General features: G+C 70.5%; 18 protein-coding genes. 6 read left to right on the top strand and 12 right to left on the bottom strand.

Going from position 1 to position 18872, the window contains the following annotated elements; translation table 11 throughout:
• The first annotated feature begins 14 nt into the window (after nt 1-14).
• From SM447_RS26805 to SM447_RS26790, 4 genes are all read left to right on the top strand, one after another.
• The gene (locus SM447_RS26805) at nt 15-788 is read left to right on the top strand and encodes an ABC transporter ATP-binding protein (protein WP_474575655.1); all 774 of its coding nucleotides are present in this window, start codon (nt 15-17) and stop codon (nt 786-788) included.
• A gap of 3 nt (nt 789-791) precedes the next feature.
• The gene (locus tag SM447_RS26800; RefSeq protein WP_474575654.1) at nt 792-3329 is read left to right on the top strand and encodes an ABC transporter permease; all 2538 of its coding nucleotides are present in this window, start codon (nt 792-794) and stop codon (nt 3327-3329) included.
• A gap of 149 nt (nt 3330-3478) precedes the next feature.
• Nucleotides 3479-4663, top strand: coding sequence for a serine hydrolase domain-containing protein (locus SM447_RS26795; protein ID WP_474575695.1), 1185 nt, complete (start codon nt 3479-3481; stop codon nt 4661-4663).
• Between the two features lie 136 nt (nt 4664-4799).
• Nucleotides 4800-5984 (top strand): serine hydrolase domain-containing protein, encoded by a 1185-nt coding sequence (locus SM447_RS26790; protein WP_474575653.1) that lies wholly within the window; start codon nt 4800-4802, stop codon nt 5982-5984.
• Nucleotides 5985-6127: 143 nt separating this feature from the next.
• Here SM447_RS26790 and SM447_RS26785 read toward each other — a convergent pair whose 3' ends face one another.
• From SM447_RS26785 to SM447_RS26775, 3 genes are all read right to left on the bottom strand, one after another.
• A complete protein-coding gene (locus SM447_RS26785) occupies nt 6128-7507 on the bottom strand; it encodes an extracellular catalytic domain type 1 short-chain-length polyhydroxyalkanoate depolymerase (protein ID WP_474575652.1) in 1380 nt (459 codons plus the stop codon).
• Between the two features lie 383 nt (nt 7508-7890).
• Entirely contained in the window at nt 7891-8112 is a 222-nt protein-coding gene (locus SM447_RS26780) for a ferredoxin (protein WP_474575651.1), read from the bottom strand.
• A complete protein-coding gene (locus SM447_RS26775; RefSeq protein ID WP_474575650.1) occupies nt 8109-9314 on the bottom strand; it encodes a cytochrome P450 in 1206 nt (401 codons plus the stop codon). Before SM447_RS26775 ends, SM447_RS26780 begins: the two co-directional genes overlap by 4 nt.
• A 104-nt stretch (nt 9315-9418) precedes the next feature.
• Between SM447_RS26775 and SM447_RS26770 the strand changes: the two genes are divergently transcribed.
• Nucleotides 9419-9574: a hypothetical protein gene (locus SM447_RS26770; RefSeq protein WP_474575649.1), complete on the top strand. Its 156-nt coding sequence runs from the start codon at nt 9419-9421 to the stop codon at nt 9572-9574.
• Nucleotides 9575-9802: 228 nt separating this feature from the next.
• Here the strand turns inward: SM447_RS26770 and SM447_RS26765 are convergent, their stop codons facing one another.
• The 5 genes from SM447_RS26765 to SM447_RS26745 are packed head-to-tail and all read right to left on the bottom strand — an operon-like array spanning nt 9803 to nt 15083.
• Nucleotides 9803-10972, bottom strand: a complete 1170-nt coding sequence (locus SM447_RS26765; protein ID WP_474575648.1) for an FAD-dependent oxidoreductase — start codon at nt 10970-10972, stop codon at nt 9803-9805.
• On the bottom strand, nt 10969-12606 hold the full coding sequence (locus SM447_RS26760) for a (2,3-dihydroxybenzoyl)adenylate synthase (protein WP_474575647.1): 1638 nt from the start codon (nt 12604-12606) through the stop codon (nt 10969-10971). The genes SM447_RS26765 and SM447_RS26760 overlap by 4 nt, the downstream gene beginning before the upstream one ends.
• 2 nt (nt 12607-12608) lie before the next feature.
• Nucleotides 12609-13286 (bottom strand): DUF2461 domain-containing protein, encoded by a 678-nt coding sequence (locus tag SM447_RS26755; RefSeq protein WP_474575646.1) that lies wholly within the window; start codon nt 13284-13286, stop codon nt 12609-12611.
• Nucleotides 13287-13293: 7 nt separating this feature from the next.
• Nucleotides 13294-14499: a 3-deoxy-7-phosphoheptulonate synthase gene (locus SM447_RS26750; protein ID WP_474575645.1), complete on the bottom strand. Its 1206-nt coding sequence runs from the start codon at nt 14497-14499 to the stop codon at nt 13294-13296.
• Nucleotides 14496-15083, bottom strand: a complete 588-nt coding sequence (locus SM447_RS26745; protein ID WP_474575644.1) for a pyridoxine/pyridoxamine 5'-phosphate oxidase — start codon at nt 15081-15083, stop codon at nt 14496-14498. The genes SM447_RS26750 and SM447_RS26745 overlap by 4 nt, the downstream gene beginning before the upstream one ends.
• A gap of 84 nt (nt 15084-15167) precedes the next feature.
• Here SM447_RS26745 and SM447_RS26740 point away from each other — a divergent pair, with 84 nt between their 5' ends.
• Complete coding sequence (locus SM447_RS26740) at nt 15168-15866, top strand: methyltransferase domain-containing protein (protein ID WP_474575643.1); 699 nt, start codon at nt 15168-15170, stop codon at nt 15864-15866.
• Nucleotides 15867-15904: 38 nt separating this feature from the next.
• On the opposite strand, the gene SM447_RS26735 is transcribed toward SM447_RS26740, so the two are convergent.
• From SM447_RS26735 to SM447_RS26720, 4 genes are read right to left on the bottom strand one after another with little or no spacing between them, the layout of a single operon-like run.
• Entirely contained in the window at nt 15905-16657 is a 753-nt protein-coding gene (locus SM447_RS26735; RefSeq protein ID WP_474575642.1) for an ABC transporter permease, read from the bottom strand.
• Nucleotides 16654-17439, bottom strand: a complete 786-nt coding sequence (locus SM447_RS26730) for an ABC transporter permease (protein ID WP_474575641.1) — start codon at nt 17437-17439, stop codon at nt 16654-16656. The genes SM447_RS26735 and SM447_RS26730 overlap by 4 nt, the downstream gene beginning before the upstream one ends.
• Nucleotides 17436-18392, bottom strand: coding sequence for an ATP-binding cassette domain-containing protein (locus SM447_RS26725; RefSeq protein WP_474575640.1), 957 nt, complete (start codon nt 18390-18392; stop codon nt 17436-17438). The genes SM447_RS26730 and SM447_RS26725 overlap by 4 nt, the downstream gene beginning before the upstream one ends.
• Before the next feature lie 57 nt (nt 18393-18449).
• Complete coding sequence (locus SM447_RS26720) at nt 18450-18836, bottom strand: DUF4440 domain-containing protein (protein ID WP_474575639.1); 387 nt, start codon at nt 18834-18836, stop codon at nt 18450-18452.
• Nucleotides 18837-18872: the final 36 nt, after the last annotated feature.

Below are 18872 nucleotides of genomic sequence, written 5' to 3'. Positions count from 1 at the left end.
AGAGGTTGGTCCAGATGTCCGTCCGCGTTGGACGCCCCGCCGACCCGGCGGTCCGCGTGATACAGCTCGCCCGTACCTATGGTTCCGGACCGCAAGCGGTCACCGCGCTCGCCGGCGTCGACGCGGAGTTCCACCGCGGCACGTTCACTGCGGTGATGGGGCCGTCCGGCTCCGGCAAGAGCACCCTGCTGCAGACCACGGCCGGCCTGGACCGGCCCTCCTCCGGGCAGGTGTGGATCGGTGACCAGGAGCTGTCGCGGCTGTCGGAGACGAAGCTGACCAAGCTGCGGCGCAGCCGGATCGGCTTCGTCTTCCAGGCGTTCAACCTGATCGGCGCGCTGAACGTCGAGGAGAACATCCACCTGCCGCTGCGGCTGTCCGGGGCACGCCCCGACGTGACCTGGCTGCGCCAGGTGGTGGACCGGGTCGGGCTCGGCGACCGGCTGCACCATCGCCCGGCCGAGTTGTCCGGCGGGCAGCAGCAGCGGGTGGCGATCGCCCGGGCACTGGCGATGCGCCCCGAGGTGATCTTCTGTGACGAGCCGACCGGCGCGCTGGACACCCAGACCGCCGCTGACGTGCTGGCCCTGCTGCGGTCGGTGGTGGACGAGTCGCAGCAGACGGTGATCATGGTGACCCACGATCCGGTGGCGGCCTCGTACGCCGACCGGGTGATGGTCCTGGCCGACGGCCGGATCGTGCGGGACATGCCCCAGCCGGGTGCGGAGCAGATCGCCGAGCAGTTGGCGTGGCTCGGCCGCCGCCAGCTCGTCACCCAGGAGAGCTGAGCCATGCTGATGCTCGCCCTCCGGATGCTGCGCCACCGGATCGGCAGCGCGGTCGCCACCCTCGTCGCGCTCACCTGCGGCGTCATGATCCTCATGTCGATGGGCGTGCTGGTCGAGTCGGGGATGCGGTTCACACCCGCACCGCAGCGGTACGCCGCCGCCGACATCCTGGTCGCGGACCGCGACATGACCATCGAGACCACCGAGTTCGGTGAGACGGCCACGGTCACCGTGGACCTGCCCACCGGCGGAAGCGTGCCGGTCGACCTGGCCGACCGCATCGGGCAACTGCCCGGCGTGGCGGTCGCCGCCGCCGACCGCTCGATCCAGGCGGTCGTACCGATCCAGGACACGGCACAGGAGGCGGTCGGGCACGGTTGGAGCAGCGCCGCGCTCACCCCGTACCGGATCGTCGACGGCAACCGGCCGGACACCACCGACGAGGTCGCCATCGACACCCGGCTCGCCACGGCGGCCGGTGCCCAACTGCGGCCCGGCGACCAGATCCCGGTCCTCGCCGCCGGATCGGAGCGCCAGTACCGGATCAGCGGCATCGTGGACCGTACCGCCGCCGGTGACACCCCGTCCGCGCTCTTCTTCACCGACGACCACGCCGCGGCGCTCAGCGGCAGCCCGGACCGGGCCGGACTGATCGGGATCGTCCTGGCCCCGGACGCGGACTCCGCCGCCGTGACGGGCGAGGTCGGCCGGCTGGCCGCCGAGTCCGGCGCGACCGTCCACACCGGCGACGAACGCGGAAAGCTCGAACAGTCCGAGGCGCTCGCGGCGGCCACCATGCTGATCCAGCTCGGTGCCGTCTTCGGCGGCTACGTCGCCGGGCTCGTGATGTTCGTCGTCGCCGGAACGATCGGCCTGGCGGTCCGCCACCGCCGCCGCGACCTGGCCCTGTTGCGTGCCGTCGCGGCGACCCCGGGCCAGGTACGGCTGATGATCGTCGCCGAGGTCGCGCAGTTGAGCATCGTCTCAGCCGTGCTCGGCGTCCCAGCCGGGCTGTGGGTGACCGACTGGGTGCACGGACAGCTCATGACCAGAGGCTTCATCCCCGACGGCTTCCCGCTCGCCGGCGGGGTGCTCTCCGCGGTGGCGGTCAGCGCGGCGACGGTGCTGGTGGCGGTGACGGCGGGGCTGATCGCGGCCCGCCGTACGGTGAAGATCCGCCCGACCGAGGCGCTCGGCGAGGTCGCCGTGGAGCCGGCCCGCAGCAGCCGCGTCCGGTTCGTCGCCGGTCTGATCGCGCTCGGCGGCGGGGTCACGCTGACCATGTTCGGTACGGCCCTCCGTGGCGAAGCAGCGCTCGGCGCGGCGCTGGGCATGCTGTTCGTCTTCGTGCTCGCCGCCGCGCTGCTCGCGCCGTGGATCAACCGGTACGCCGCGCAGGTACTCGGCCCGGTGCTGCGTGCCGTGTGGGGCGACAGTGGATACCTGGCGGCGGCCAACCTGCGGGCGAACGCTCGCGGCATGGCGACCGTACTGACCGCGCTGGTGCTGTCGGTCGGCTTCGGTGGTTCGATCTGGTTCCTCCAGGACAACCTGGAGCGGGAAAGCATCGCCCAGACCCGCGACGGAATGCTGGCCCAGCACGCGCTGGTGTCGGCGGTCGGGCTACCGGCTACCGCCGTGGCGGACGCCCGCCAGGTGCCCGGCGTCGTCGCCGCCACCGGAATCCGGCGTACCTCGGTGATCGTCCCGGTGATGGGGGGCGTCGAACCCGTCGCCGCCCAGGTGATCGACCCCGACGGGGCCGACCGTGTCCTGGACCTGTCGGTCGCCGAGGGCAGCCTCGCTGACCTGCGTGGCGACGCCGTGGCAATGTCGACCCTGCAGGCTTCCACACAGGGGGCGGATCTCGGCGACCAGGTCGAGTTCTGGCTCGGTGACGGCACCCCGGTGTCGTTGCGGCTGGTCGCCGTCTACGAACGCGGGCTCGCCTTCGGGGACGTGACTCTCCACCGGGAGACGGCCGACGGCCACACCCCCACCAACCTCGACGACCAGGTCCTGATCAGCACCGAACCGGGCGACGCCGAGGCCGCCGCCGGGCTCGCCGGCCTGGTCGAGCGGTACCCGGGCAGCGGCCTGACCGACACCGGGGTCATCGGTGCCCAGCTCGCCACCGACCTGGCGCTCAGCGCCTGGCTGAACAAGCTGCTCATCGGCGTCATGGTCGGCTACGCCGCCCTCGCCGCCGCCAACACCATGATCATGGCAGCGCTGGCCCGGGGCCGCGAGCTGGCCCTGCTGCGCCTGGTCGGCGTCACGACCCGTCAGGTCAAGCGGATGGTGCACGCCGAACAGGCCGGCCTGCTCGGCACATCGCTGCTCATCGGTGGCGCCATCGCCGCCGTCACGTTGGTCTCAGTGGTCCGGACGATGACCGGGCACCTGATCCCGTACGTCCCGCCGCTCGGCTGGATCTCGATCATCGGCGGTACCACGCTGCTCGCGCTGGTCACCACCGTCGCCCCCGTCAGCGCGCTCCTTCGTACGCCGCCGGTGCACAGCATCGGTGTCAAGGAGTGACCGCCGGGCAGTCCACCGCAGGCTCCGACGAATCGTCGTCGGCTCCGTGGATCGGCGCCCATGGCGCCCGGTCCGAACACTCACCAGGAGGTTCCGTGTCACCGCAACGCACCGACGAGTCCGGCTGGGGCGACAGCACCGCCACCGCTATGGGCAACGTCACCGTGACGCCGCGCAAGCGGTTCAGGGCCGGTCGCCGCAGCGCCGCCGCGCTGGCGCTCGTGGCGCTGGTCGGGTTCGCCGGCATCGGCATCCAGTACGCCGACGCCGCGCAGGCCCACCGCCCGAAGAAGGACACCATCCAGAGCAGCCTGGACGCGCTGGTCAAGGCCGGCGTCGCCCCCGGGGCGCTGGTCTCGGTACGGGACAGCAAGGGCCGCGTCACCAACTACACCGCCGGCGTCAACGACCCGCGTACCAAGGCGAAGGTGCCCACCGACGGGTACGTACGGATGGCGAGCAACACCAAGATGTACACCTCTGTCGCCGTCCTGCAGCTCGTCGAGGAGGGCAAGGTGCGGCTGGACGAGCCGATCGAGACGTACCTCCCGGGGCTGGTCCGTGGCAAGGGATTCGACGGACGCACCATCACGGTCCGCCACCTGCTGAGCATGACCAGCGGCCTGCCGGAGTACGACCTGCCGGATGTCTCCGTGTGGGGCGAGAGGTACTACGAGCCGCGTGACATGCTCGACTCGGCGTTCGCCCACGAGGCGCACGCCCCGGCCCCCGGTGGGCAGGTGCAGTACCGCAACGCCAATTACATCGTGGCCGGTCTGCTGGTGCAGAAGGTCACCGGTCGCCCGATCAGCGAAGTGATCACCAACAAGATCCTGAAGCCGGTCGGGCTGCACGAGACGTACTGGCCGGGTGTCGGTGACAAGACCATCCGCCAGCCGCACGCGAAGGGCTACCTGCCGGACCCGGAGACGATGAAGTGGGTCGACACCACCCAGGTGGACCCCTCCATCGCCTGGGCGGCCGGACAGATGATCTCCACCCCGAGTGACCTCAACAAGTTCCTGGTGGCGCTGCAGAACGGGAAGCTGATCTCGCCGGCGACCCTGGCCGAGATGCGCGACAGCAAGGCCTTCCTACCCGGTGGCGAGGCCTTCCCGGACCTGGTGTGGCACTACGGTCTCGGCCTCACCGGGTACGACCTCTCCTGCGGTGGTCGCGCTTGGGGGCACGGCGGTGACATCGACGGATACTCCAGCCGTTCCGCCATCACCTCCGATGGACGCGCCGTGACCATCGTGGTGACCGCTGCGGTCAACGACGGCGTCTTCCAGGTCCTGGACGCGTTCGACGCCGCCCTGTGCGCCGGCAGGTAGCCGTCCCCGGTCAACTGACCCGATCCCTTCGCCCGAACCGCCACTGACGGGGTGACCCGCCGCCCGTGCCGGAACGACTGGCGCACCCGGCCCGGGCGGCGGCCCGGCTATCCGTACCCAGAAGGAGCTGCCTGCCATGCCCACTCACCTCACTCGACTCCGCCGGCCCACCCGGTCGCGTCGCCGGGTCGTCGCCATGGCGACGACCGCCGTGATCGCGGCGGGCGGTCTCACGGCCGCCGGCCCGGCCGGCACCGCCTGGGCCGAGACCCGTCCCGACGCCATCGGGCAACGCATCGAGAAGCTCGTCGGTACCGATCGGCACCCGGGGGCGCTGGCCGCCGTCCGGGACCGCCGCGGCCGGACCCGGCACTACACGGCCGGGGTCGGCGACCTGCGCACCGGCGCGAAGGTGCCGAAGAACGGCCGGGTACGCATCGGCAGCGCCAGCAAGATGTTCGCCTCCGTCGTCGTGCTGCAGCTCGTCGACGAAGGCACAGTGGATCTCGACGAGTCGGTCGAAACGTACCTGCCGGGTCTGGTGCGCAGCCCCGGTGTGAACGCAGATGCGATCACGGTCCGCCAACTGCTGCAGCACACCAGCGGCCTGCCCGACTACACCGAGGCGATGTTCCAGGGCGTGCGAGACATCCCGCCGTACCAGCACATCTACTTCGAGCCCCGGGACCTGCTCGACATGGCCAACGCCAGGGCAGGCCGGCCGGCCGGCGACTGGGCCTACAGCAACACCAATTACCTGCTGGCCGGCCTGATCGCCCAACGGGTCACCGGCCGGCCGTTCAACGAGCTGGTCACCACCCGGGTCATCGAGCGGATAGGTCTGCGCGACACCTACGCGCCCGGGATCGGTGAGGAAGGTATCCGCGGCAGGCATCCCAAGGGTTACCAACTCGATGAAGCCACCGGCGAACTGCTCGACTTCACCCGGATGGACCCGAGCTGGGGATGGGCCGCCGGCCAACTGGTCTCCACTCCGGCCGATCTCAACACGTTCCTGCTGGCCCTCCTGGCTGGCAAACTGATCAAACCTGCGCAGCTGGCCGAGATGCGGACCACCGTCGCGCTGCAGCCGGGATCGGGCGTGGGGTACGGGCTCGGTCTCTTCCGCACCCCGTTGAGTTGCGGCGGGGTGGCGTGGGGCCACGGCGGTGACATCCCCGGCTACTCGACCGTCAACGGCGCCACCGACGACGGTCGCGCGGCGACCGTCGTGGTCACCTCGCTCAACGGGTCGGTCACGGACGGCTCTGTCGCCGCCGACCGGGCCGCCCTCGTCGACGCCGCGCTCTGCACGAAGTGACCGGCATGGCAGGAGTACGGCTCTCGTGTGCCGACCGTCGGCGCCGGGGGCGTCGTACTGCCCAACCCGCCAGGTAGCCGCCTTCGGGTGGGCTCGGCGTGGTGCCGGGCCCACCCGCTTTCACGTTGTGCTGGTCGAGATCGTCATGCGAGACGGGCGAGCCGGAACTGCTGGTTGGTCTGCCCGTGGCAGTCGTAGAGCTGGATTTGGGCGCCGTTGCTGGTGCTCCAGGCGTCGAGGCAGCGTCCGGACTGGACATTGCTGATGGTGCCGTTGGAGTTGACGTTCCACTGCTGGTTGGTCTGGTTGTGGCAGCTGTAGATCTGGACTGCGGCACCGTTTCCGGAGCCTGCCGCGTCGAGGCACATGTTGCCGTAGACCTGTAGTTGCCGGTTGGCAGTGTAGGTCCAGGCCTGGTTGGTCTGTCCGTGGCAGTCGTAGAGCTGGACCCGGGTGCCGTTGTTGCGGGAGGCGTTGGGTACGTCGATGCACCGGCCCGACTGCTGACCGACGATCTGGCTGGCGGAGCCGGACGGCGGCGTGGTCGGGGTGGTGGTGGGCGTCGGCGTCGGCGTACCGGTGGGCGGCGGAGTGGTAGGTGAGGTCGAGCGGTCCAAGCCGAAGAACTGGATGGCGACCCGCGCCATGCCGCTCGACGGCAGGCTGTGCCCGGCACCCTGGATGGCGTATGCCTCGACCTGGGTGCCGAAGCGGCGGCGGTTCCAGTTGGGCTGCGGGGTGTCGGTGGACGTCGGGGTCTGGCTCAGCCCGTGTACGTTGGTCCACTGCTCGACCGACTCCTGCAGCAGGGAGTAGGGCACGAGGGTGTCGTTGGTGCCGTGCCACAGTTGGATCGGCGGGCGAGGGCCGGTGTAGCCGGGGTACGCCGCCCGAACCAGATCACCCCACTGCTGGGGAGTCCGGTTCATCGTGCCGTTGGTGCAGGAACCGCCGGGCGGGTAGGCGGCCGCGTTGGCGAAACAGTTGAAGGGCACGCCCATGAAGGATGCACCCGCCTTGAACAGGTCGGGGTAGACCGCGAGCATGTGCTGGGTCATCATGCCGCCGGAGGAACTACCGGTGGCGTAGACCCGGTTGATGTCACCGCCGTGCTGCGTACGGGCGTAGTTCACCATCGACTCGATGGAGACCGGGTCGCTGCCGCCACCACGACGCTTGGACGCGTCCGACCAGGTGTCGAAACACTTGCCGAACCCGGCCTCCTGCATGGCGCTCGGGTAGATCACGATGAACCCGTACTGGTTCGACAGCGAGGCGAACTCGCTGCCCGAGTAGAAGCCCGGCCCCGATCCGCCGCAGCCGTGCATTGCTACCACTATCGCCGGATTGGCGGGCCGGTTGTCCGGCACGTATATGTGCATCCGCATGCCGCCCGGGTTGTTGCCGAAGTTGGTCACCTCGACCAGCGACGCGGCGGACGCCGGTGGAGACAGGGCGACAAAACCCACGGTGAGGAGCAGGAAGCTGGCCACTCCAGCCAGCGCTGCCCTGATTCGTCTCATGGCACCTCCATCGATGGCTATTTATACAAACACTAGACACATCGATGACGACCGTCAATCAAACACGTAACGTTCCCGTCAAGGGTCGGCTCCCGTAAGGCGAGCGCCGCACGCACGCCGGCCAGTTTGGACGGGCCGTGCCGAAATCGTCCCGGCTGTTGGGTCCGGATGCCGAGCACGGCGAAGCGGTGCGATGCCAGCCACGGCCCCATCCAGGCCGGCTCGCGGAGAAGATCGCGGTGTGACCCGCCGACACCGGGGCCGCCGCGCGGGTGAGATGTCGGGGTGACCCGGGTGGTGGGCTCGGCATGGTGCCGGGCCCACCCGGTTTCACGTTGTGGTGGTCGAGATCGTCATGCGATCCGTGCCGGGGGTCTGTCGGGTCAGGCCGGAGCGATCAGGGTGCCATCGTTGTCGCGTACCGCGATCGCCTCGACCGGGCACGACTCCGCGGCGTCGATCACCATCTCGGTCGGCTCGACGGCCGCTGCGATCGGGGTGGCCACCCCCGACTCCATCCGAAAGTGGGCCGGTGCCATGCCGACGCAGCCACCCGAGCCGATGCAGCGCTGTGCGTCGACCTCGATCAGCCAGTCGGCGCTCACCAGGCCACCGGCATCCGGGCCAGACCTCGGACGATCATCCCGCTCTTCCAGGTCAGTTCCGCCTCGGGCACGGCGATCCGCAGCTCGGGCAGCCGGGCGACAAGGGTGCCGATCCCGACCTGCAACTCCATCCGGGCGAGCTGGGCACCCAGGCAGTGGTGCACACCGTGTCCGAAGCCGATGTGCGGGTTGGTCTCGCGGCCAAGGTCGAGACGGTCGGGATCGGCGAAGACGGACTCGTCCCGGTTCGCCGAGGAGAGCGAGCCGATCACTGGTTCGCCAGCCCGCACCAGCACCCCGCCGACCTCGATGTCCTCGGTGGCGTACCGAGCGAACGCGGACGCCACCCCGAGCGGGACGTAGCGCATCAGTTCCTCGATCGCGGTCGGCACCCGGTCCGGTTCGGCGCGCAGCCAGGCCAGCTGATCCGGATGGGTGAGCAGGACGTACGCGAAGTTGGGTAGCTGAGTGACTGTGGTTTCGTGGCCGGCGGCGAGTAGCCCGGCGGCGAGCTGCACGACCTCCTGTTCGGTGAACCGCTCCTGGTGCTCGTCGCGCGCCCGCACCATGGCGCAGATCAGGTCGTCGGTGGGCTCCCGGCGCCGCTGCTGGACGAGTTCGCCGATGTACCCGTACAGGTTGTCGAGGTACTCGTGGATCTGCTCCGGTGACAGCGAGGTGGTCGAGACGATCGCCTCCGACCAGACGTGGAAGAGCTGCCGGTCGGCGAAGGGCACCCCGAGCAACTCACAGATCACCTGGATCGGCAGCGGGGTGGCGAAATGCTCGACCAGGTCGGCCGGCGGCCCGGCCGTCATCATGGCGTCGATCAGTTCGTCAGCGATCTGCCGGGTCCGGGGCCGGAGTTGCTCGACCCGGCGGGCGGTGAACGCCTTGGCGACCAGCCGCCGCAGCCGGGTGTGCTCCGGCGGATCCATGGACAGGATGCCGCCCTCGATCTGTCTCGGGGTGAGCCGCGGCTCGTCCCGACCCACGCTGGCGGCCCGACTGAATCTCGCGTCACCGAGGACGGTCCGCACGTCCGCGTACCGGGTGGCGAGCCATGCCTCCTCGCCGAACGGCAACCGTACCCGGATGAGTGGCTCGCTGCGCCGTAGCTCCGCGTAGTGGGGGTCGAGGTTGAGTCGATCGGGAGGGCTGAACGGGTACGACCGCGCTGCGACCCTGGCGACGTCTGGCATTGGTCAACCCCCAAGCAGACCGAATCACTCGCGAATCAGCGGGATGATCGACCCATTGTGATGGGTCGATGGCCGATAGTAGTTGAGAACGTGGAGTCGTACCAGTGCTGCCCCGTCGGGTGCAGTCGATCCGGCCCGGCCGACCGGGCGTACGCGGCTCGCCGCTGATCGTTACCCGGCGAAAAGCGGGTGCGCTGGCCGACAACTTCGCGCAGCAGCCTGCCGCCCGGTTGCCGACGATCACCAGCTCAGGAGACTGACCAAACCGATCGCCCACTTCATCGGCGGTCCGAGCGACATCGCGTACCCGAACGCCATCGACGACTGGGACAAGCTGCCGGCCGGGCTGCCCGCAGGGCCGGTGCCCCGGCACCGGCCCGTCGAGGATGTTGCGGTGTCTCCGATGCCGATGCCGATGCCGATGCCGATGCCGATGCCGATGCCGATGCCGCGGCTCCGTGGGGATCGACGCCGGCCCGGTGACCGCCTCAGTACTTGCTCTCGGAGGACGGGCCCTGACGGGGTCCGTAGGGTGCCGTCTCCAGCCACCGGCCGAGCGCTGGGACCACCGGCGCCAGGGTGGCGCAGCACCGCTGCCGGATCCGCATCACCCGCCCCGGCCGCAGGTGGCGCAGCGCGGCCCCGGCCGCGTCCCGGTTGTAGCGGGCCGCCGCGTGCCGTCGAGCGGCGTACCTGGGCACCGCCGTCGGATCGGCGTCCGCCGCAGCGATCGCCTCCGCCGCGGCGACGGCGTCGGCCATCCCGCTGTTCATCCCGCGCGCGCCGAACGGCGGGAACAGGTGCGCCGCCTCCCCCGCGAGCAGCACCCGATGGTGCCCGTCGGTGAGTCGGTCCGCCACCACCTGATGGAAGTGGTACCGGGCGACCCACAGGATCAGATCTTGGTACCGCTCCGGCACCACCGCGGGCAGCCAGCGTCGCGCCGCCTCCACACTGTCGAAGGTCGCCGGGGCGTCGGTCTCGCGGCACTGGAGGTCGACCTGCCAGCCGCCGGCGAAGGGCACCTGGAGCACGGTACGACCGGCGAGGGCCGGATGTTCGTAGTGAAAGGTCCGGCGCGGCGGCATTGGCCGGTCCGGATCCTCGGCCAGGTCGACGACGACGTGGAAGCCGCGCGGCCGGGGACCGTGCAGCCCCACCCCGAGCGATCGGCGGACCGCCGAGCGGGCACCGTCGGCGGCGACGACGTACCCGCTGCTCCACCGCCGACCGTCGGCGGTCTCCAGTGTGACCTCCTCCGGCCCGGTCGTGACCGTCGTTACCTCGGTGCCCCACTCGAACCGGACCCCGGCCCGCTCGCAGGCCGCCAGGAGCAGGCGTTCCGTCTCCACCTGGCGCAGGCTGGCGAAGGGAGGCAGCCCGGGGGAGTGCGGCGGGTAGCTGCGGGAGTAGACCAATCGTCCTCGGTAGTACGTCTCGCGGGTCGGCCAGACCACGGCCCGGTGGGCGATCTCCTCGGCGAGTTCCGGGTTGAGCCCTGCGAGCAGCCGCAGCGTGCGGCCGTGCAGGAACAGGGCCCGGCTGCCCGGTCGGGTACGGTCCACCGGCTCCGCTTCCAGGACCGTGGCCGGCAGGCCTGCCGACCGCAGCGCCAGTGCGGCCGTGAGACCGGTCGGACCTGCGCCTACCACGATCATCGGTCGCGCTCCATGCTGGTGGAGGCGCGCTCCGCGCCGGTGAGTTCGCGGATCCGTTCCCGCAGCCGGCCCTTGTCCACCTTCCCCACTGCGGTACGCGGAAACGACTCGACCAGCTCCAACCGGTCCGGCAGCTTGTACGCCGCCAGCCCACGATCCCGCAGGAACGCCACCATCTCGGGCAGGCGCGGCGGCGCCGTACCCCGTGGTCGTGGCACCACGAAGGCGCAGGTCCGCTCGCCGATCAGCGGGTCCGGCATGGCGACCACGGCGCACTCCCGCACGGCCGGGTGGGCCAGCAGATGGTCCTCCAACTCGTCGGCGGCCACCTTGTCCCCGCCCCGGTTGATCTGGTCCTTCACTCGACCCTCCACCACCAGGTGCCCGCTGGGCAGCAGCCGGACCAGGTCGCCGGTGCGGAAGAACCCGTCCGAGGTGAAGGCGGTGGCGTTGTGCTCTTCCGCCCGGTAGTAGCCGCGCAGGGTGTACGGCCCTCGGGTGAGCAGCTCCCCGACCTCACCGTCAGGCACGGGAGCGCCGGCGGCGTCGACCACCCGGATCTCGTCGTCGGGGGAGAGCGGCCGGCCCTGGGTGGTGGCCACGGTCTCCGGTGGATCGTCCAGGGCGGTCTGGCAGAGCAGCCCCTCGGCCATTCCGAACGACTGCTGCAGCACGCAACCGAGGGCCGGGCCGAACCGTCGGGCGGCTCCGGCACCGAACTTCGCGCCGCCCACCTGGACCAGCCGCAGGCTGGACAGATCCGACCCGGCGATCCCGGCCATCTCCAGCCAGAGCAGGGCCAGTGGCGGTACCAGCGCGGTCACCGTCACCCGCTCCCGCTCGATCAGGGGGAAGACATCCTCGGCACTCGGCGTCGGCGCGAGCACCACCCGACCGCCGACGTGCAAGGTACCGAGCACGCCCGGGCAGGCCAGCGCGTAGTTGTGTCCGACCGGCAGCACCGCCAGATAGCTGTCGGCCGCGTTCAGGCCGGCGTTCTCGGCGCTGATCCGTAGGTTGTAGCCGTAGTCCTGGTGAGTGCGGGGAATCAGCTTCGGCAGTCCGGTCGTTCCGCCGGAGAGCAGGAAGAGCGCCACTTCCGCCGGGTCCGGGGCGGGTAGCGGCTCGGGCTCGGCGTCGATCGCGTCGAGGGCCACGAATTCCGCCGGGTCACCCACGACAAAGACGTGTTTCGGCCCGGTCACCCGCCGGGCCAGTTCGCGGTGATCGAAGCCGAGGTAGTTGTCCGGGATCACCAGTGCGGTCGCCTCGCTCATGGCGCAGAGGTGGGTGAGCTCGCTCTCCCGGTGGGCGGGCAGCGCGAAGACCGGGAGTGCGCCCAGCCGGAACAGGGCGTGGCACAGCGTCACGAACTCGATCACGTTGGGAAGCTGGATCACGACCCGGTCCCCAGGTGACAGGCCGATCCGGCGCAGGCCCGCGGCCAGCCGGTCGGCACGCCGGTCCAGTTCCCCGTAGGTCATCCGGCGGGTCGGCTCGACCAGTGCGATCCGGTCGGCGTCGGCGTCGGCCAGGGTCCGGAGCCGCGCGCCGAGCGGCTCCGGCCGCCAGTAGCCCCGCTCGGTGTACCGCCGGGCGAGATCCGGAGGCCAGGGCACACACCCCGTCAGCATGCTCAGCTCCCTCCGGTCGCGGAGACGTGCCGATCCAGCCAGTCGACCAGCGGAGCCAGCGCGTCCCAGCCGTCCCGGACGAGGCGTAGCGCCGCCTCGCCGTCGATCCCGTCCGACACCCGGTGCACCCGGTCGGCGGCCAGCGACCGGTACCGCAGCAGCTCCACCCGGGGATGATCCGCCGGGCAGCCGCGCGGTCTGGTCTTGAGTCGTTCCCCGATCAGTTGCCAGTCGTCGGCGGTGAGTTCGTCGATGATGCGTTGCAACGCGGCACCGGAGCGAGCGTCGTCAACCGCCTCGCGGTAACGCTCGACCTGCTCCGAGGAGAGGCCGTGGTAGCCACCGCCCAGTCGCAGTCCTTCGGCGTCGAGCTGCAGGTAGTAGCCGACGCTGTCGGCCGAGCCGGCGGTCAACCCCTGGTACGTCTTGTACGGCGACTTGTCCTTCGCGAACCGGACGTCCCGCTGCGGTCGCCACACCTTGACCGCGCCGTACTTCTCCCCGAGCTCGGCGGCGAGCGCCTCCATCGGCTCGCGGACGCAGGAGTCGTACGTCTCCTTGTGCCGGTGCCAGTGGTCGCGGGTGTTGTGCTTCTCCAGGCTCTGGTAGAAGCGGAACGCCTCGGCCGGGAAGCCGTCGAACGTCTTGACGTCCGCGCTGCCCTGCTGTCGTCTGCTCATCGCTGGGTCACCTCCGTCGGGTCAGGCCCGCGAAATGGGCCACGAGTTCGTCCGCCTGTTCCCGGTTGAGCCGCGGGTCACAGGCGCTGGTGTACCGGGGCTGCGCGACCCGCGCCGGGGAGACCGGCGTGTCCACCGGGGCGGCGACGCACTCGGTCACGTCTTCCGGGGTCGTCTCCAGGTGCAGCCCGGCCGGGTGCAGCCGGTGGGCGGCGAGGATCCGGACGAAGGCGGTCGCCTCGTCGTGGATCGCCTCCACCGGCCGGGTCTTCGCGCCGGAACGCAGTCGGTACGTGTTGCCGTGCATCGGATCGCACAGCCACACCACCGGTGTCCCGTGCCGGCGGACCGCGAGCGCCAGCTCCGGCAGGATGCGCCGGATCCGCTGCGAGCCGAGCCGGACAATGAACGACACCTTGCCGGGCCGGCCCTGCGGGTTGAGCACCCGGCTCAGCCGGACCGCATCGGTGACGGTGATGGATGGTCCGATCTTGACCCCGACCGGGTTGCTCAGCTCCGCCGCCCAGCGCACGTGCCAGCCGTGCGGAGCCCGGGTCCGGTCGCCGATCCACAGCAGATGGCCGGAGGAGGCGTACCGTCCGGCCGTTCCGGATCGCTCCAGCGCGGTCTCGTAGTCGCGCAGCAGCGCCTCGTGCGAGGCGAAGACCGGGGTGGGTACCTGCCGCGAGGCGCCGGCCGGGTCGGATCCGGATCGTCGCCGGAGCTGGCGCAGGACGAAGGCGGCGCAGTCGTACCCGGTCAGCATCCGGTTCGGATCGGGGGTGCGGGCATCGAGGTCCGCCTCCGGCCGGTTGACCAGGTCCCCCCGGTACGCGGGGAGCACTGTGCCATCGGGCAGCCGCTCCCACGCCGACGTACGCGGCTTCGCGTACTGACCGGCGATCCGTCCGACCGGTACCACCGGCAGCCCGGTGCCCCGGTGGAGCTGCGCGGCAAGGCCGGTCAACTGGGTCAGCCGGGCGGCGATCGGTTCCGGGGCGGCCTCGGTGAACCGCTCCGCGCAGTCGCCGGCCTGCAACACCATCGCCTCGCCCCGGGCCGCCCGGCCGAGTAGTCCGGTGAGGACGCCACACTCCGCTTCGGAGACCAGGCCGGCCCGGCTGGCGAGTATCTCCCGGACGCCTGCCACGACGGCCGGGTCCGGCCACTCCGGCTGTTGTAGCGCCTCCGGCTCGACGAGCGACCTGGTCATGGCGCGATCCGTTCGCCGGTCCAGCCGTCTCCGGTGCGCCGGTACCGCAGCCGCTCCGGCGCACCGGCGGGGTCACCCTGCCAGAATTCGATCAGCTCCGGTAGCAGCCGTAGCCCACCCCACTGCGTGGGCCGGGGAATCTCCTGTCCCGCGAAGCGCCGCTCGGTGGCGGCGATCCGGCCGGTCAGCGGCTCCTCGAGCACCGACCGCTGGTCGGTCGACCAGGCCAGGAGCTGCACCGGTCGGGGGAGCCGACTGTAGTATTCGTCGCTGGCCAGCGGGTCCAGCCGCTCCACCGGGCCGCTGACCCGGACCTGCCGGGATGTCTCCAGCCAGCCGAAACAGAGTTCGGCGTACGGGGAGACGGCGAGATCGGTCGCCTTGCGGCTGCGGTACCCGGTGAAGAAGACGAAACCGGAGTCGACATAGGCCAGGTCGACGTACCGCGCGGTGGGGCGGCCGTCCGGGCCGACCGTGGCCAGCACTGCGGCCGCCGGGTCGGCGGGGCGTTGGGCGACCCACTCCGCGCGCCAGTCCTGGAACTGTCGTAGCGGGTCGGCTCCGATCCGCTGTGGGGTTTCCACCTGCTGCCTGGGTACTCGCCGTTCGACTCGCAACGTACCGTCCTCCTGTGTTTATGCTCCCGGTACAGAGAAGGGGGCAGATCTATGGATTCCCGGAATCGAGACCTGGTTCTGCGCTTGCGGGACCGGCATCAGGAGATCGTCGAACCGCGAACCTTCGAACTGCTGGGGCAGCAATGGGATCTTCTTCCCGGGGTCTACGCGCCACATCTGACTCCGTCGGCCGCCCTGTACGCCGAGTGGCTCGCCTACCCCATCGGTGGATCGTTCTGTGAGATGGGCTGCGGTACCGGCTACCTCTCCGTCATCGCCGCACAGCGCGGCTGCGCGACGGTCACCGCGCTCGACATCAGTGCCGTGGCCGTGGAGAACACTCGGCGCAACGCCGAGCGACACGGCGTCGCCGACCGGGTGACCGCGCGGTGCGGCGACATGTTCCAGCCGCTGACCGGGGACGAACGCTTCGACCTGATCTTCTGGAACTCCAACTTCGTCGGTACCCCTGCCGGGGAGTCGCCGGACGACCTGCTGGACCGGGCCTTCTTCGACCCCGGGTACGCGGCCCACGCGGCGTTTCTGGGTACCGTCGGGCGGCACCTGGCACCCGGCGGGCGGGTACTGCTCGGCTTCGCCGGCCTGGGCGATCCGGCGATGCTCGGTCGGATCGCCGCCGAACACGGTTGGCGGCCGGTGACCCGCCGGTGTGCAATCGGCGAGTACCCGGACGGCGAGCTGCGGTACGAGCTGATCGAGCTGCTCCGTTCGGGAGAACGCCGGCACTGAGCCACCCGCCCGCGCGGGTGGCTCAGCCCGGTTGGCGGTCATCGCCGACTGAGCCGCAGCGCCAACGGACCCAGCAGCAGCGTGGCGCCGAGCACCCAGGCCAGGGTCTGCAGCACCGGCACCAGGACCGGCCCTCCTGAGGAGAGGCCGACCAGCGCGGTGTGCGCGCAGCTCAACGGGTTGGCCCGGATCACCGGCTGGGCCCATCCCGGGAACGCCGACAGCGGCACCAGGCAGGTGGAGACCAGCAAGAGCAGCGTGACCGGCGCGTTCAGGGAGCTGGCCGCCGCCTCGGCGCTACGGGCGGTCAGGGCCACCACCAGGGCCAACCAGAGGAAGATCAGCGCGAACAGCAGTACCACCAGCAGGAAACCGATCGCCGCCGGGACGCCCTGCTCGAACCGGAACCCGACGAGGTGACCCACCGCGACGGTCACCACAGTGACCAGCACGAACTTGACCACGTCGCTGGCTATCCGGCCGAGCAGTGGGGACATTCGAGCGATCGGCATGGTCCGCAGCCGCCCTTGGAACCCGCCGTGCACGTCCGCGTGGAATCCGACGGCCGTACCCACGCAGCTGTAGGCGACGCTGAACAACACGATCCCCGGCGCCAGCCGGGCTACGTACGGCTCGTCGGTCGCCCCACCGACCACCTCGCCGAACATCACCAGCAGCAACACCAGCAGGACCAGCGGAAAGGCGACGGCGTCACCGAGCAGGCGTGGGCTGCGCAGGAACCGACGGAGGTTCCGACCGGCCAGGACCGACGCTTCGTACCCGACACTCATCGAGCCCTCCTGAATGCGCGCGTGGCGGCCCACGAGAAGATCGCGAGCAGCCCGGCCAGCCAGGCGACCGCCGGCCAGACCTGCGCCCAGGACGGCGTCGCCGAGGCGAGCGACCGCAGGGCCTCGATGACCACCGAAACCGGGGAGAGCCGGATCACCGGCTCCAGCCAACCGGGGAAGGCGTCGGCCGGCACGAACGCGGTGGAGAGCATGATCAGCGCCAGGTACGGCAGGTTCAGCGTCGCCGCCACCGCCTCCGGATCGGTCGAGGAGAGGCCGACCGCGGTCGTCGCCGCTGTCAAGGTCAACGCGAACGCCACCGCGAGCAGGACGAAGCCGAGCACGGCCAGGGCTCCACCGTGGAACCGGAACCCCGCGACGTACCCGGTGGCACTGATCACCACCACTGCGAGCACCGCCCAGACCACGTCCGAGGCGAGCCGTCCGACCACCACCGCCGCCCGGTTGACCGGCATCGACAGGCAGCGGGTGAGCATCCCCGAGGCGCGGTCGGCGGCGGAGGCGGCCCCCGACGTGTTCGCCACCGTGAACATCCACTGCGCGACGATCGCCGGTGGCAGGAACTGGGCGTAGTCCAGCCCGCGCTCAGAGAAGAGCTGGCCGAAGAGCAGCAGGAACCCGAAGACGAAGATCACCGGGAACACGCCGAACATGACCAGCATCTCGGAGTTGGCCCGCTGCCGCAGGTTCCGGCCGGCGAGTGCGGAGCCCTGGATGACCAGGTTTCCGATCCCCCGCTCGGTACCCGTCGCCGCCGTCATACCTGGGACCTCTCCGCGTTCGGCCGCTGTTTCCCGTCGGAGGTGAAGGCGAAGAAGACCTCGTCCATGGTGGGTTTGCGCAGGGCCACGTTCTCGGCCTCGATACCCGCCTCCTCCAGCAGCCGGACCACATCGGCGAGTGTCCGGGCACGCGGCGCCGGCACAACGAGCGCGCCGTCCCGCTCGGCGACCTCGCCGATCCCGGAACGGAGCGCGGCGGCGGCGGCCTCCCTCCGGGCGATGGGTACCTCGATCTCGCACACCTGGCCGCCGACCCGCTCCTTCAGCTCGTCGGTGGTCCCCTCGGCGATCACCCGTCCGCTGTCCAGCACCACGACCCGATCGGCCAGGCGGTCGACCTCCTCGAGGTACTGACTGGTCAGCAGGACTGTGCTGCCGCCATCGCGGAGCTGGCGGATGAGCTGCCACATCTCCTCCCGGCTGCGCGGGTCGAGCCCGGTGGTCGGCTCGTCGAGGAAGAGCACCGGCCGCTCGACCACCAGACTGGCGGCCAGGTCGAGACGGCGCCGCATCCCTCCCGAGTAGCTCTTGACCGGCTTGTCGGCCGCCTCGGTGAGGCGAAACTGGTCGAGAAGCTCCGCAGCGCGCTGCCGGGCACGGGTTCGGCCCAGCCGGAGCAGGCGGCCGAACAGAACGAGGTTCTCCCGCCCGGTCAGCACCTCGTCGAGGGCGGCGAACTGGCCGGTCAGGGCGATCGACGCGCGGACCTCCTGGGGCTGCTCCACGACGTCGTGGCCGGCGACGGCCGCCCGGCCGCCGTCCGGCCGTACCAGAGTGGTGAGGCAGTTGATGATGGTGGTCTTACCTGCTCCGTTCGCGCCGAGCAGGCCGAGCAGGGTTCCGCTGGCCACCGTGAAGGAGATGTCCGCCACCGCAACCTTGTCGCCGAACTCCTTGCGGAGATGTTCGACCTCAATGCCGGGTTGTGTCACCGCTTCGTCCTCTCCGGGGGCCACCGACCAGTGCGGGGATCGGCACCCTAGTCGGTCTCAGCTCTCCTGGTTGGACATCGGCGTCTGCTGGTGGAACAGGAGCTTCCAGCCGTCCGCCTGGCGCTGCCAGAGGCTGGACATGTAGAGCCGGAACGTGCCCCGCCCGCTCACTTCGGCGATCGCCCGGTAGGTGATCACGGCGGTGTCGTCGCTGACCGGCACGATCCGCTGCTCATCGAGGGTGAAGTCGGTGAACGGGGAGGTGTTTCCGTCGATCTCCGCGACGAGGTCGTCACCGGTGGAGACCCCGTCGTGCTCCACCACGAGGGTCTGCGGAGTGACCAGCTCGCGATAGAAGTCGCCGTTTGCCGCCGAAATCGCCCGCCACCCCTCCTGCTCCAGAGCGAAGAGTTCCTTCTCCAGGTCGTGGCTGGTCGTTGTCATGATTCATCCTTTCTGTAGCGTTTCCTCATCTATTTC

The organism is Micromonospora aridisoli (genome assembly GCF_056150025.1).
Note: the sequence above shows the minus strand (reverse complement) of the source record. Positions and strands in the feature narration are given on the sequence as shown.

Bases quoted from the DNA above. Each gene is read 5' to 3' on its own strand.
- SM447_RS26765 (WP_474575648.1), bottom strand. From the start codon at position 10,972: ATGATCGTGGTAGGCGCAGGTCCGACCGGTCTCACGGCCGCACTGGCG.
- SM447_RS26800 (WP_474575654.1), top strand. From the start codon at position 792: ATGCTGATGCTCGCCCTCCGGATGCTGCGCCACCGGATCGGCAGCGCG.
- SM447_RS26790 (WP_474575653.1), top strand. From the start codon at position 4,800: ATGCCCACTCACCTCACTCGACTCCGCCGGCCCACCCGGTCGCGTCGC.
- SM447_RS26805 (WP_474575655.1), top strand. From the start codon at position 15: ATGTCCGTCCGCGTTGGACGCCCCGCCGACCCGGCGGTCCGCGTGATA.
- SM447_RS26775 (WP_474575650.1), bottom strand. From the start codon at position 9,314: ATGCCAGACGTCGCCAGGGTCGCAGCGCGGTCGTACCCGTTCAGCCCT.
- SM447_RS26785 (WP_474575652.1), bottom strand. From the start codon at position 7,507: ATGAGACGAATCAGGGCAGCGCTGGCTGGAGTGGCCAGCTTCCTGCTC.
- SM447_RS26740 (WP_474575643.1), top strand. From the start codon at position 15,168: ATGGATTCCCGGAATCGAGACCTGGTTCTGCGCTTGCGGGACCGGCAT.
- SM447_RS26760 (WP_474575647.1), bottom strand. From the start codon at position 12,606: ATGCTGACGGGGTGTGTGCCCTGGCCTCCGGATCTCGCCCGGCGGTAC.
- SM447_RS26720 (WP_474575639.1), bottom strand. From the start codon at position 18,836: ATGACAACGACCAGCCACGACCTGGAGAAGGAACTCTTCGCTCTGGAG.
- SM447_RS26795 (WP_474575695.1), top strand. From the start codon at position 3,479: ATGGGCAACGTCACCGTGACGCCGCGCAAGCGGTTCAGGGCCGGTCGC.
- SM447_RS26730 (WP_474575641.1), bottom strand. From the start codon at position 17,439: ATGACGGCGGCGACGGGTACCGAGCGGGGGATCGGAAACCTGGTCATC.
- SM447_RS26735 (WP_474575642.1), bottom strand. From the start codon at position 16,657: ATGAGTGTCGGGTACGAAGCGTCGGTCCTGGCCGGTCGGAACCTCCGT.
- SM447_RS26750 (WP_474575645.1), bottom strand. From the start codon at position 14,499: ATGACCAGGTCGCTCGTCGAGCCGGAGGCGCTACAACAGCCGGAGTGG.
- SM447_RS26755 (WP_474575646.1), bottom strand. From the start codon at position 13,286: ATGAGCAGACGACAGCAGGGCAGCGCGGACGTCAAGACGTTCGACGGC.